Origin of the sequence: Brenneria izbisi (genome assembly GCF_025840185.1) — a bacterium.
GTDB lineage: Bacteria > Pseudomonadota > Gammaproteobacteria > Enterobacterales > Enterobacteriaceae > Brenneria > Brenneria izbisi.
In genome coordinates, this window is the sequence record NZ_JAMPJU010000004.1 from 42,604 (window position 1) to 55,863 (window position 13,260).

A 13,260-nucleotide genomic window follows, 5' to 3' on the forward strand; every position below is an offset into this window, starting at 1 on the left:
GGCAAAAAATAACCCCGGCGCAAACCGGGGTTATCAGGAATGATGATTAATAATCGAACGAACTAATCATCCAGGAAGCTGCGCAGTACTTCTGAACGGCTAGGGTGACGCAGTTTGCGTAACGCTTTCGCTTCGATCTGGCGAATACGTTCACGTGTTACATCAAACTGTTTACCCACTTCTTCCAGCGTGTGATCGGTATTCATATCAATACCGAAACGCATACGCAGTACTTTCGCTTCACGTGCGGTCAGCCCTGCCAATACGTCGTGTGTGGCTGAACGCAGGCTTTCCGAGGTTGCGGAATCCAGCGGCAGTTCAAGCGTCGTATCTTCGATAAAGTCGCCCAGATGTGAATCTTCATCATCACCGATTGGCGTTTCCATCGAAATCGGCTCTTTAGCGATCTTCAGCACCTTACGAATCTTGTCTTCCGGCATCAGCATACGTTCGGCAAGCTCTTCCGGCGTCGGTTCGCGCCCCATTTCCTGTAGCATCTGGCGTGAAATACGGTTGAGTTTGTTGATCGTCTCAATCATATGCACCGGAATACGGATGGTACGCGCCTGGTCTGCGATAGAACGCGTAATAGCCTGACGAATCCACCAGGTGGCATATGTCGAGAATTTATAACCACGGCGATATTCAAATTTGTCTACCGCCTTCATCAGACCGATATTGCCTTCCTGAATCAGGTCAAGGAACTGCAAACCACGGTTGGTGTATTTCTTCGCGATGGAAATAACCAGACGCAAGTTTGCTTCAACCATCTCTTTTTTCGCACGGCGAGCTTTCGCTTCACCAATCGACATACGACGGTTGATGTCTTTGACCTGCTCGATGGTCAGACCGGTTTCTTCTTCAATCTGATGCAGTTTTTGCAGGCTGCGCTTAACGTCATCTGCTACATCATGCAACTTCTCTGACCAGGGTTTGCCCATCGCAATCGCGGCGGTAAACCAGCTTTCGCTGGTTTCATTGCCTGAGAACAGCGTAACGAAGTTTTTCTTCGGCATTTTACACTGTTCAACGCACAGCTTCATGATCAGACGTTCCTGAATACGCACACGATCCATCATGGAGCGCATGCTGTTGACCAGGAAGTCAAATTGTTTAGGCACCAGACGGAATTGTTTGAAGACTTCCGATAGATTCAGGATCTCCTGCGCCGCTTTCGCATGATTACGACCGTGCATCTTGATGACCTGACGCGTCGTTTCATATTGCTGACGCAATTCCGTAAATTTCTCACGGGCCAACTCAGGATCGATGCTGTTATCATCTTCGGTATCGTCGTCCTCTTCTTCCTCTTCGTCATCGTCCATTTCTTCGCTCGAAAGCTCAGAACCGACGTGAGTCGCGGTAGGCGCGATATCTTCCTCCGCATTCGGATCGACAAATCCGGTGATCAGATCGGATAAACGACTTTCACCTGCCTCGACACGATCATATTGTTCCAGCAGGTAAGTAATCGCTTCCGGGTACTCGGCAACGGAACACTGAACCTGATTGATGCCATCTTCGATACGCTTGGCGATATCAATCTCACCTTCACGCGTCAGCAGTTCAACGGTGCCCATTTCACGCATGTACATGCGAACCGGATCGGTCGTGCGGCCGATTTCCGATTCAACGCTGGATAGCACTTGAGCAGCAGCCTCTGCCGCATCTTCATCTGTGTCAGCGGTATTTTCTGCCAGTAAGAGATCATCCGCATCCGGTGCTTCTTCCATCACCTGGATGCCCATGTCATTAATCATCTGGATGATGTCTTCGATCTGATCGGAGTCGATGATATCTTCCGGCAGATGGTCATTGACCTCAGCATAGGTCAGGTAGCCTTGCTCCTTACCACGGGTGACAAGTAGCTTTAGCTGTGACTGCGGGTTTTGCTCCATAAGACGGTATCCACACTTCAGAGTATTTGGGTTGGTGTCGGTCGGCGTAATTCGCCAACAATAGCATTAGGGGTATTTTTCTTATCGCCGCAGCCCCTGTCACGGCTCTTTGCAGAGCTCAACTCCGCTATTTCTCGGCAATTAAGCCTCGGTAATTAGTTTTTTCTGGTTAACGCTAGTTGCAACGCCCAAAGTTCTTTTTTCTCTTTGGCGTTAAGCCCATGTGTTCTTTCACGCGCAATCAATGTTTCCTGACGCTGCTTTAGCAGTTGATCGTAGAGTTCCGCCAGGCTTATCCTGAACTTGTCGTCCAGTTCATCCTCTTCGATCATATGGTTCCAGGAAGCCATGGTTTCAAGCTGCTTGCGGTATTTACTGTCCCTGTATTTCTCAAGTAACAACCCCATGCTCATTCCGGGGCTGGCGTTACAGGTTTTTACCAAGTCCTGAAACAGAGACAAACCTGCGACCTTGCTTTCTTCAATCCCTTCCAGTGTAAGGTCAGGAACTTCCGCCGACAGTCTGGGGTTCTGCACCAAAAGCCCTATAAGTATACGCATAGTTGTGACTTTTAGCTGCGGCGGCTGATAGGGTTGAACCTGCTCCGCCACTTTTGGCAACAGTTTGTCCAACTGGCTGTCATCCAAAATCCCCAGTTTATTGCCAAGCTGCTGGCGCAAATATAAACGCTGCGTCTCGCCTGGAACCTGACCAATCAAGGGCAGGGCCAGCGTGCTGAGTTTAGTTCGTCCGTCGGGCGAACTCATGTCCACCTGCTGTTGTAATGTCTCAAAAAGAAATTGCGACAGCGGTAAGGCTTGCTCCATCCGCTGCTCGAAAGCGGCCTTGCCTTCTTTGCGAACCAGCGTGTCGGGATCTTCGCCGTCAGGCAGGAACATGAAACGTAGCTGACGGCCATCATTCAAATAAGGCAGCGCGGTTTCCAGCGCGCGCCACGCGGCTTCCCGGCCAGCGCGATCGCCGTCGTAACAACAGACGACCTGATCAGTGGCACGAAATAGTAACTGAATATGATCGGCCGTAGTGGATGTTCCCAACGAGGCAACCGCATAATCAATACCAAACTGCGCCAGGGCAACCACGTCCATGTACCCCTCAACCACCAGTAATCGTTTAAGTTCAGGGTGGTTTTGTTGTGCTTCATACAGGCCATAGAGTTGACGGCCTTTATGAAAAATCTCTGTTTCAGGCGAGTTCAGATATTTTGGCGTGCCATCGCCCAATACCCGACCGCCGAATGCAATAACCCGACCGCGCTTATCGCGGATGGGAAACATCACACGTTCGCGAAAACGATCGTAAGTGCGACCCTGATCATTAGTCACCAACATGCCGGCATCGTTCAATGTACTGCGAGCATCACTGTTGCGACCGAAACGTTTTAATGCGTTGTCCCAACCGGGAGGCGCAAAGCCAATAGCAAAATGACGAATCACATCGGCGCTTAATCCCCTCTGCTGCAAATATTGCAAGGCAGGGGCGCCAACGGACTGACTTAATGTTTGTTGATAGAACACACTCAATTGTTCCATCAAGGCATATAAATTTTGTCGTTGGTGACGTTCAAGCTGGGTTGGTCCAGTACCGGTTTCATACGGCACTTCAAGGCCATGCATCGTAGCCAGTTCTTCAATACTTTCGACGAATTCAAGCCGATCGTAATTCATCAAAAAGTCGACGGCGTTACCATGCGCGCCACAGCCAAAACAATGATAGAACTGTTTATCACCATTAACGGTGAATGACGGGGTCTTTTCGTGGTGGAACGGGCAACACGCATGATAATTTTTGCCCTGCTTTTTCAGTTTGACGCGCGCATCGATAAGATCGACGATGTCAGTGCGAGCAAGCAGGTCATTGATAAATACGCGTGGAATTCGTCCAGCCATAAGCCCCTGTTTCTTAACTTATAAACGATAGCTTATAAACGACAACAAGCCGCGCATTCCTTTCGGAAAGCACGGCCTTCGTATGCAACTGCTAAGTCTGCGGATTAATCACGCGGTGGAGGAAAGCCTCCTGAAAATTAATACAGACGAGTGCGGCGTGCGTTTTCTCGAGCCAATTTCTTCGCGTGACGTTTCACTGCGGAAGCTTTAGCGCGCTTGCGTTCGGTCGTTGGTTTTTCATAAAACTCACGACGACGTACTTCAGCTAAAACACCTGCTTTTTCACAGGAACGCTTGAAGCGACGCAGAGCTACGTCGAACGGCTCGTTTTCACGTACTTTAATTACCGGCATGTGCCTCTCACCTCAATAAATTCGGTTTGCCGCTGGCCTTGTGCCAGCCTTTTCAAAATGGTGCGGAATTCTACTGCAAACGGGGCGCCTTTGTAAAGCATTGCGGTGATCATAAAACACCCGGTCTTCGTCGGCACAGAAACCAGGGCGCTTATGGTAGACTATTTACCGCATGAAGCAAGCTGCATTAATGAAAGCTTGCCCCGTAATAAAAGTAGGAACAGCAATGCGCGTATTGGGTATCGAAACATCCTGTGATGAAACCGGCGTGGCCATCTATGACACGCAGGCTGGTTTACTCGCCAATCAACTCTATAGCCAGGTAAAACTGCATGCCGACTACGGTGGCGTAGTGCCTGAACTGGCGTCGCGTGATCACGTGCGTAAAACGGTGCCGTTGATCCAGGCAGCACTGCTTGAAGCTGGGTTAAAACCCTGCGACATTGATGGCGTGGCATATACCGCAGGCCCTGGACTGGTTGGCGCGTTGCTGGTTGGCGCAACTGTTGGGCGAGCGCTGGCATTTGCCTGGAATGTGCCGGCGGTTCCGGTTCACCATATGGAAGGACATCTGTTGGCGCCGATGCTGGAAGATAATCCGCCGGAATTTCCGTTTGTGGCATTGCTGGTTTCCGGTGGTCATACCCAATTGATTAGCGTGACGGGGATTGGCGAATATCAACTGCTTGGTGAATCGATCGACGATGCGGCGGGGGAAGCCTTCGATAAAACGGCAAAACTGTTAGGGTTGGATTATCCCGGCGGACCGATGTTGTCGAAAATGGCGCAGGCTGGCGACGCCGCGCGTTTTACGTTCCCGCGTCCGATGACCGATCGACCTGGCCTGGACTTCAGTTTCTCCGGTCTTAAGACGTTTGCCGCCAATACCATCCGTAATAATGATGATGATGCGCAGACACGCGCCGATATCGCTCGCGCATTTGAAGATGCGGTTGTCGATACGCTATCAATCAAATGCCGTAGAGCGTTGGATGAAACCGGCTTCAAACGTTTGGTTATCGCGGGAGGGGTGAGCGCTAACCAGACGCTGCGTCAGCGTCTGGGGGAATTGATGACCAAACGCGGCGGCGCGGTATTTTATGCGCGCCCTGAGTTTTGTACCGATAATGGCGCCATGATTGCCTATGCTGGCGTGGTGCGTTTGCAACACGGGCAAAGCCGTGATCTCGGTGTCGCCGTGTGTCCTCGCTGGCCGCTGGCCGAGTTGCCCGCCATTTAATCGATTATCACCAGCAACTTACATTACTGGTGATATAGCAATATCAATGTTTAGCAAAATTGCAGAGCGTTATCGCGGTTTTCCGTGATAACGCCCGTTATAATTCCTGCTCGAAAAGAATCAGAATGGCTTCATAGAGTTGTTTGACGCTGAAGCCTCTGGCTGGTGTGGTGAAAATGGTGTCATCCCCGGCAATGGTGCCCAGAATGCCTTCCGATTTTCCCAGGGAATCGAGCAGGCGGGCAATCAGTTGCGCGGCGCCTGGGCTGGTGTGGATCACCACTACGGCATCATTATAATCAACATCCAATACCAGATTTTTCAACGGACTGGTCGTGGTCGGCACACCAAGCTCTGCGGGCAGACAGTACACCATTTCCATTTTGGCATTGCGTGTACGGACAGCACCAAATTTAGTCAGCATGCGTGAGACTTTGGATTGATTGATGTTTTCGAATCCATCATCTTGTAAAGCCTGCACAATTTCGCTTTGGGAACTGAATTTTTCTTCCTTCAGCAGCGCTTTGAACGCTCTAACTAAATCTTCTTGTTTTATCGAGTTACGCATTCTGCACCGGATTAGCATTATTGTTGGTTTTATTATTATGCAGAGGAGTGAATTTTTATGCAATGAAAATGCCTATAACATCATCTGTCAGTGTTCACCACAGCTCACTAAGATAATTAAACGTTCATGGTATCGATAGGCTGAGAAATGTGTGACACATCACATAAAAGTGAATAAAATGTTATCAAGATGATGTTTTTTGCATATCGTTGCACGATGTAATGTAGCTGACCCGTTAATTGACCGTAGATCTTCGTCAGGTTACTCGCCTGATGCTCCATTAACTTTACTTACCTTACAAACGCATGACGATTTTTGGTTTATTATTAGGGACATAGTGTATTTTTTCGTCTCTTGCGACACATGCTGAACGGTGGGTTGAGGGGCGTTGCTCTATCTCTTCTCGAATTTGAGTTTATAACCATATGAGTTCACGGCACTTTTTTATTTTACGATAATAAGGAGTTTAGGATGAAAGTTGCAGTTCTCGGTGCAGCAGGTGGTATCGGTCAAGCCCTGGCGCTCCTCCTCAAAACCCAGCTTCCTTCAGGTTCAGAATTATCCCTTTATGACATTGCTCCGGTAACACCAGGTGTTGCTGTTGATCTAAGTCATATTCCGACGGCTGTAAAAATCAAAGGATATAGCGGCGAAGACGCAAAACCCGCGCTTGTTGGCGCGGATATCGTTCTTATCTCTGCGGGGGTGGCGCGTAAACCGGGTATGGATCGTTCAGATCTGTTCAATGTGAATGCCGGGATCGTGCGTAATCTGGTTGAACAGATCGCCATTACCTGCCCTAAAGCTTGCATCGGTATCATCACCAACCCGGTGAATACGACGGTTGCTATCGCCGCTGAGGTGTTGCGCAAAGCAGGGGTTTATGACAAGAACAAACTGTTTGGCGTCACCACGCTGGACATCATTCGTTCCAATACGTTTGTCGCTGAACTGAAAGGCAAACAGCCGCAGGACATCAATGTTCCGGTTATCGGCGGACACTCTGGCGTGACTATTCTGCCGTTGTTGTCACAAATCCCTGGCGTGAGTTTTAGCGAACAGGAAGTCATCGATCTGACAAAACGTATCCAGAACGCGGGTACGGAAGTGGTGGAGGCTAAAGCTGGCGGCGGTTCGGCCACGCTGTCGATGGGTCAAGCGGCTGCGCGTTTTGGTCTGTCTCTGGTTCGTGCCTTGCAGGGTGAAAGCGGTGTGGTGGAGTGTACATACGTTGAAAGCGACGGTGAGTATGCCCGCTTCTTTGCACAGCCGGTTCTGTTAGGTAAAGACGGCATTGTTGAGCGTAAAGCGATTGGTACGCTGAGCGATTTTGAACAGCAGGCGCTGAAAAATATGCTGGAAACCTTGAATCAGGATATCGCCCTGGGTGAGTCATTCATCAATAACTGATGGTGACATGGATTGACGTATCCTTATAAAAAAGCCGGAGATTTTATCTCCGGCTTTTTTACTCATTCACTATTATTATTGGGGCGGATTAATTTTTTTCTATCAATGAGTTGGTTGGTTTCTGGATCGTAATATCGGCTGGGCCATATCTCTGATGGATGAATGCCTAATGCATCGGCGATGAGCCATTCTCCCTTAGGCCAAGGCCGTGACAGAGCATTGGCGAGTGTTGATGAACTCAATCCGGCAGCACGTGATACCGCAGCCAGCGTAGTACCTTTCTTGCGCAGAGCAGCAATAATATCAGCGGGGTGCCAGTCATGTTTCCTTGAACTCATAATCCTTCCCTTATTTGCTGTAAGACGACTGTGTATTAGTGGTATAAATAACGGATGTTAGTTATTAACCGAACTAACATTCGTTATTATTTGGAAATAATATAGCATCAATTTTCTAAAATTTTCTCAAAAAATTTCCAAGTAAGTTGGTTTTTGTTAGGAGTAGCACTATCAGGATGAAAGGCGATGAAAAAAGAGTGGTTTGCAACCAGCGAACTGGTTGGCGTTGGCGGTCTTCCGAAATCAAGACAAGGGCTGAATAAGCGCGCGCGCGAAGATGGATGGGAAAAGCGCCGACGTAAAGGCGTTCAGGGGCGGGGAGTGGAATATTCGATTCACAGTCTGCCGGATTCGGTAAAAAAATCCCTATTGCTTGAAAGCGAGTCGCCGCCATATGCTATCAAGCAGCCTGCTACGCTGGCGGTTTGGATGCAGATTTATTCTCAACTCTCTGAAACAGAAAGAAATGAGCTTATTGCTTATATTCTGCGCGTCGGGGTGTCCGCCACGCTCAGGCAGTTAGGCATACTCTCGTCAGATGACGCCGCTGACTCTGATGATACGCCCGACGAATAGGTTTCAGTCTGTATTTGCCATCTGAAAGCTGTCTGGACGGATGGCAATGAATCTTTCTCACTATTTTGTTCTGCAACTTTGTTCTGCAACGCTGTTCTCATTCTCTTCCTCAAGCCATCTGGTTTACGCCATAAATGATGAATCACGCCAGTTTTAGTGGTACTAATAACGTGTGAAAGTTAGATGTTTAGGTAATAATAGTCTATTATATGGAAACTTTTTGGGGCAAAACTCATGTAACTGCCCGTACCGGACTAGCAAGGGAGTGATAAATATGGACAAAGAGTGGTTTTCAACCAGTGAATTGGTTGGGGTGGGCGGATTGCCCAAATCTCCCCAGGGACTAAATAAACGGGCTCGTGATGATGGCTGGGAGAAACGCCGACGCAAAGGCGTCCAGGGACGCGGCGTCGAGTATTCCATACGCAGTTTGCCGTATGAGGTCAGAAGCTCGCTAAAGATGAATGAAAACATGCCGCCAGCATATCAGGCGGAGAAACAGCCGGCGTTACTGACATCATGGGTGCATATTTTCAATCAGTTATCAGAAAGTGAGCAATCGCGACTGATTAATTTCATTTTGCGTGAAGGCACGCGAGCGATGCTGTCTCGTCTGGAGGATGTAACGGATGACCAGACAGCATAATCGGTAACGGGCCGTGCAACGCGTTCAGAAGTCGCGTTGCACGGCTAAATGCGCAAGACCTTCAAGTGCGGTGCGGAAAGGGGTTTCCGGGAGATGACGCAGCGCGTCAATTGCTTTATCGGCTTCTTCCTCTGCTCGCTGGCGCGTGTAGTCGAGCGAACCGCACTGCTGCATGGCGGTCAGTACCGGTTCCAGCAAATGACGTCCGTTGCCTTCTTCTATCGCCTGACGAATCATGGCGCTTTGCTCGACATTGCCATGGCGCATGGCATGCAGCAGCGGCAGTGTCGGTTTGCCTTCGTTGAGGTCATCGCCGGTATTTTTGCCCAGCGTCTGGCCGTCGGCGCTGTAATCCAGCAGGTCGTCAATAAGCTGGAACGCCGTACCCAGATAGCGGCCATAATCCCGCAACGCGGTTTCCTGATCCGGTGTGGCGCCGGAAAGAATAGCGGAAGCTTGAGCGGCCGCTTCGAACAGACGCGCGGTTTTGCTGTAAATAACCCGCATATAGCTTTCTTCGGTAATATCAGGATCGTTACAGTTCATCAACTGCAACACTTCTCCTTCCGCGATCACATTCACCGCTTCCGACATCAGCGCCAGCACCCGCAATGATTCCAGGCTGGTCATCATCTGGAAGGCGCGGGTATAGATAAAATCGCCAACCAATACACTGGCGGCATTGCCAAAGGCGGCATTTGCGGTTGCTTTGCCACGACGCATGTCGGACTCATCCACAACGTCGTCGTGCAGTAATGTGGCGGTGTGAATGAATTCTATCAGCGCCGCAACCGTAATATGCTTGTTGCCTTTATAGGCAAGCGACCTGGCGGCAAGAACCGCGATCATGGGACGGATACGTTTGCCCCCGCCGCTGATAATGTAATGACCTAGCTGGTTAATGAGAACGACATCCGAGTTGAGTTGTTCAAGAATGACTTCATTGACCGCGTTCATGTCTTGCGCGGTTAGCGCTGTAATTTGTTCTAGATTCATTTTGTGTGCCAGCTGTTTTCTTCAACATTACCGTAGGATAGCTGTTTCATAATCGGCATATGGATGGAACTTGTTGAGTTGATTGTACTTGAAAAATGAGAGAGATAAACGGCAGTTGATAGGTTGTATTCTTTTTCTTCACATCCTTCGATTATGCACTTGTCATCGTCAGGTTTTTTGCGTAGAATTCGCGCCCTATTGTGAATATTTATAGCACACTTTGAATAATCATACGTTGAGTGTGCGGAAAGCGGAGTTTTTTATGTACGCGGTTTTCCAAAGTGGTGGTAAACAACACCGAGTAAGCGAAGGTCAAACCGTTCGCTTGGAAAAGCTGGACATCGCAACTGGTGAAGCTATTGAGTTTGATCAGGTTCTGATGGTTGCCAATGGTGAAGAAATCAAAATCGGCGTTCCTTTCGTCGATGGCGGTAAGATCAAAGCTGAAGTTGTTGCTCATGGTCGTGGCGAAAAAATTAAGATTGTTAAGTTCCGTCGCCGTAAACACTACCGTAAGCAAGCGGGCCATCGTCAGTGGTTCACTGACGTGAAAATCACCGGCATCAGCGCTTAAGATTTAGGAGAGCGGATTAATGGCACACAAAAAAGCGGGCGGTTCAACTCGTAACGGCCGTGACTCAGAAAGTAAACGCCTGGGCGTAAAACGTTTCGGCGGCGAAGCAGTATTGGCTGGCAGCATCATCGTTCGTCAGCGCGGAACCAAGTTCCATGCTGGTAGCAACGTAGGTTGCGGGAAAGACCACACTCTGTTCGCTTTGGCTGACGGTAAAGTTCAGTTTGAAGTTAAAGGCCCGAAAAACCGTAAATACATCAGTATCGTTGCTGAATAATATTTCGCGTTAGGTCTTACAGATTTAAGCCCTGCAATTCGTTGCGGGGCTTTTTACATTTCTGATTCTGCGTAATCAACCAGAGAAAAGCATGAACACTAAACAACAGACAGGTATCGGTCTTGGTCTGGCGCTGACCACGGCAATATGCTGGGGGGCGTTACCGATAGCCATGAAACAGGTTCTGCCTGTCATGGAGCCTTATACTATTGTTTGGTATCGCTTCTTAATTGCATCAATAGGTCTCGGTGTGCTGCTTTTCTCACGCAATAAACTTCCGCCGATGCGTATTTTCCGGCGTCGGCGGTGGCTGATTGTCTTGCTGATTGCGACATGTGGTTTGCTGGGCAACTTTGTTTTTTTCAGTTCATCATTACAGTATCTTAGCCCAACGGCCTCTCAGGTTATCGGTCAACTTTCTCCTGTTGGTATGATGTTCGCCAGCGTCTTTATCTTGAAAGAAAAGATGCGTCCAACGCAAATTATCGGGGCCGTCACCTTGATTTGCGGTCTGATTCTGTTTTTCAACACTAGCCTGATAGAGATTTTCACTCGTCTGACGGATTACACGTTGGGCGTTATATTGGGGGTGTGCGCGTCAGCGGTATGGGTTTCTTATGGTGTGGCCCAAAAAGTGCTATTACGGCGTCTGACGTCGCAGCAGATCCTGTTTCTGCTTTATGTACTCTGCGTTCTGTTTATTACTCCTTTTGCCGATCCTGAAACTATTTTGCAACTCAGTGGCTGGCAGCTTTTATGTTTACTGTTTTGTGGTGCCAATACCCTGATAGGTTATGGCGCGTTGGCTGAGGCCATGGCTCGCTGGCAGGCGGCACAGGTCAGTGCGGTGATTACGCTCACGCCATTGTTTACGTTGCTCTTTTCTGATCTGCTGGCGTTGGCGTGGCCGGACTTTTTTGCCGCGCAGGTGCTTAACTGGGTCGGGTATTCAGGCGCTTTAATTGTCGTGGCCGGGGCGATGTTTTCGGCGATAGGACACCGTTTCTTCCCTGGGCGGCAACAAAATTCGCCGATCGTTATACCAAAATGAGCGAAGAATCATTTGCGTCAAATGATGTTTTGAGATTCCATGTGGGCTGTTTATTTTTAATACAGATGAAAAGATTGGTATAAGCGGGTACAATTCGCCCCCTTGCCGGAACAGGTTCTGGTGCGTCAGTTTTTTATGACAGATACATAATTGTTATCTGCCTTTAAATCAAAAAGTTACGCCGAAGAGAACCAATAATTAGCCTAAAACAAGTAGATATTCTCTATTGGTTTTTTGCGGAGAGAGTCAATGAAGTTTGTAGATGAAGCAACTATTTTAGTGGTTGCAGGTGACGGCGGTAATGGCTGTGTCAGCTTCCGCCGCGAAAAATACATTCCCAACGGTGGGCCTGATGGCGGCGATGGCGGCGATGGCGGCGACGTATATCTGCTGGCCGATGAAAACCTGAATACGCTGATTGACTATCGTTTTGAAAAATCATTTCGCGCTGAGCGCGGTCAAAATGGTCAAAGCCGTGATTGCACCGGTAAACGTGGTAAAGATATCACGATTAAAGTACCTGTCGGCACCCGTGTGCTGGACAAGGGAACTGGCGAAGTGCTGGGCGATATGACACGCCATCAGCAGAGACTGATGGTGGCCAAAGGTGGTTGGCATGGACTGGGCAACACCCGGTTTAAGTCTTCCGTTAACCGCGCGCCGCGCCAGAAAACGAACGGTACGCAGGGTGAAGAGCGTGAACTGATGCTTGAACTCCTGTTGCTGGCTGATGTCGGGATGCTGGGGTTGCCGAATGCGGGGAAATCGACGTTTATCCGCGCGGTTTCAGCAGCCAAGCCGAAAGTGGCGGATTATCCTTTCACCACGTTGGTGCCAAGCCTTGGCGTGGTTCGTATGGACAGCGAACAAAGCTTTGTTGTAGCCGATATTCCTGGTCTGATTGAAGGCGCTTCCGAAGGCGCGGGTCTGGGCATTCGCTTCCTTAAGCATTTAGAACGTTGTCGGGTTCTGTTGCATCTGGTTGATTTGGCACCGATTGATGAATCCGATCCGGTAGAAAATGCCAAAGTGATCATCAATGAATTGCAGCAATACAGCGCGGGTTTATCTGAAAAGCCGCGTTGGTTGGTTTTTAATAAAGTTGATTTAATCGATAAAGCAGAAGCGGAAAAACGCGCAAAAGAGATTGCAGCCGCGTTGGGCTGGGAAGAAAAGTATTACCTGATTTCCGCGGCTAACCGTGAAGGGGTCACTGCGCTGTGTTGGGATGTGATGAATTTCCTGAAAGTGCAGCCTAAAGCGATGGCGATCGAAGAAAGCACGCCAGAGAAAGTGGAATTCATGTGGGATGATTATCACCGGGAACAGTTGGCGGTCGCTGAAAGCGAAGCGGAAGAAGAATGGGATGATGATTGGGACGACGAGGATGAAGAAGGCGTCGAAATCGTTTATCAACGCTGAT

The 13,260-nt window shown here is 49.1% G+C and carries 14 protein-coding genes; 8 read left to right on the forward strand and 6 right to left on the reverse strand.

Features of this window, described 5'->3' with window-relative positions; translation table 11 throughout:
- Positions 1-62 precede the first annotated feature (62 nt).
- The 3 genes from rpoD to rpsU all read right to left on the reverse strand — a co-directional run bounded on the left by rpoD (position 63) and on the right by rpsU (position 4,161).
- Positions 63-1,898 (reverse strand): RNA polymerase sigma factor RpoD, encoded by a 1,836-nt coding sequence (gene rpoD, locus NC856_RS07060; protein WP_264089728.1) that lies wholly within the window; start codon positions 1,896-1,898, stop codon positions 63-65.
- Positions 1,899-2,053: 155 nt separating this feature from the next.
- The gene (gene dnaG, locus NC856_RS07065) at positions 2,054-3,808 is read right to left on the reverse strand and encodes a DNA primase (protein WP_264089729.1); all 1,755 of its coding nucleotides are present in this window, start codon (positions 3,806-3,808) and stop codon (positions 2,054-2,056) included.
- A gap of 137 nt (positions 3,809-3,945) precedes the next feature.
- The gene (rpsU, locus tag NC856_RS07070) at positions 3,946-4,161 is read right to left on the reverse strand and encodes a 30S ribosomal protein S21 (RefSeq protein WP_001144069.1); all 216 of its coding nucleotides are present in this window, start codon (positions 4,159-4,161) and stop codon (positions 3,946-3,948) included.
- 226 nt (positions 4,162-4,387) lie between these two features.
- Between rpsU and tsaD the strand changes: the two genes are divergently transcribed.
- Positions 4,388-5,401 carry a tRNA (adenosine(37)-N6)-threonylcarbamoyltransferase complex transferase subunit TsaD gene (gene tsaD, locus NC856_RS07075; RefSeq protein WP_264089730.1) on the forward strand — a complete coding sequence of 338 codons (1,014 nt, stop codon included), beginning with the start codon at positions 4,388-4,390 and terminating at the stop codon, positions 5,399-5,401.
- 97 nt (positions 5,402-5,498) lie between these two features.
- Here tsaD and argR read toward each other — a convergent pair whose 3' ends face one another.
- A complete protein-coding gene (argR, locus tag NC856_RS07080; RefSeq protein ID WP_113868380.1) occupies positions 5,499-5,969 on the reverse strand; it encodes a transcriptional regulator ArgR in 471 nt (156 codons plus the stop codon).
- Positions 5,970-6,440: 471 nt separating this feature from the next.
- Here argR and mdh point away from each other — a divergent pair, with 471 nt between their 5' ends.
- The gene (mdh, locus tag NC856_RS07085) at positions 6,441-7,379 is read left to right on the forward strand and encodes a malate dehydrogenase (RefSeq protein ID WP_264089731.1); all 939 of its coding nucleotides are present in this window, start codon (positions 6,441-6,443) and stop codon (positions 7,377-7,379) included.
- A gap of 62 nt (positions 7,380-7,441) precedes the next feature.
- Here mdh and NC856_RS07090 read toward each other — a convergent pair whose 3' ends face one another.
- Positions 7,442-7,717, reverse strand: coding sequence for a helix-turn-helix domain-containing protein (locus NC856_RS07090; protein ID WP_264089732.1), 276 nt, complete (start codon positions 7,715-7,717; stop codon positions 7,442-7,444).
- A gap of 186 nt (positions 7,718-7,903) precedes the next feature.
- On the opposite strand from NC856_RS07090, the gene NC856_RS07095 reads away from it, so the two are divergent.
- Both NC856_RS07095 and NC856_RS07100 read left to right on the forward strand, forming a co-directional pair.
- A complete protein-coding gene (locus NC856_RS07095) occupies positions 7,904-8,293 on the forward strand; it encodes a DNA-binding protein (RefSeq protein WP_264089733.1) in 390 nt (129 codons plus the stop codon).
- Positions 8,294-8,567: 274 nt separating this feature from the next.
- Positions 8,568-8,939 (forward strand): DNA-binding protein, encoded by a 372-nt coding sequence (locus NC856_RS07100; protein ID WP_264089734.1) that lies wholly within the window; start codon positions 8,568-8,570, stop codon positions 8,937-8,939.
- 24 nt (positions 8,940-8,963) lie between these two features.
- On the opposite strand, the gene ispB is transcribed toward NC856_RS07100, so the two are convergent.
- A complete protein-coding gene (ispB, locus tag NC856_RS07105) occupies positions 8,964-9,935 on the reverse strand; it encodes an octaprenyl diphosphate synthase (RefSeq protein ID WP_264089735.1) in 972 nt (323 codons plus the stop codon).
- 262 nt (positions 9,936-10,197) lie between these two features.
- On the opposite strand from ispB, the gene rplU reads away from it, so the two are divergent.
- The 4 genes from rplU (at position 10,198) to cgtA (ending at position 13,259) form a co-directional block, all read left to right on the forward strand.
- A complete protein-coding gene (gene rplU, locus NC856_RS07110; protein WP_113868393.1) occupies positions 10,198-10,509 on the forward strand; it encodes a 50S ribosomal protein L21 in 312 nt (103 codons plus the stop codon).
- A 19-nt stretch (positions 10,510-10,528) separates the two neighbouring features.
- Positions 10,529-10,786 carry a 50S ribosomal protein L27 gene (gene rpmA, locus NC856_RS07115; protein ID WP_109491399.1) on the forward strand — a complete coding sequence of 86 codons (258 nt, stop codon included), beginning with the start codon at positions 10,529-10,531 and terminating at the stop codon, positions 10,784-10,786.
- Positions 10,787-10,877: 91 nt separating this feature from the next.
- A complete protein-coding gene (locus NC856_RS07120; protein WP_264089736.1) occupies positions 10,878-11,837 on the forward strand; it encodes a DMT family transporter in 960 nt (319 codons plus the stop codon).
- 249 nt (positions 11,838-12,086) lie between these two features.
- Positions 12,087-13,259 (forward strand): Obg family GTPase CgtA, encoded by a 1,173-nt coding sequence (gene cgtA / locus NC856_RS07125; protein ID WP_264089737.1) that lies wholly within the window; start codon positions 12,087-12,089, stop codon positions 13,257-13,259.
- Position 13,260: the final 1 nt, after the last annotated feature.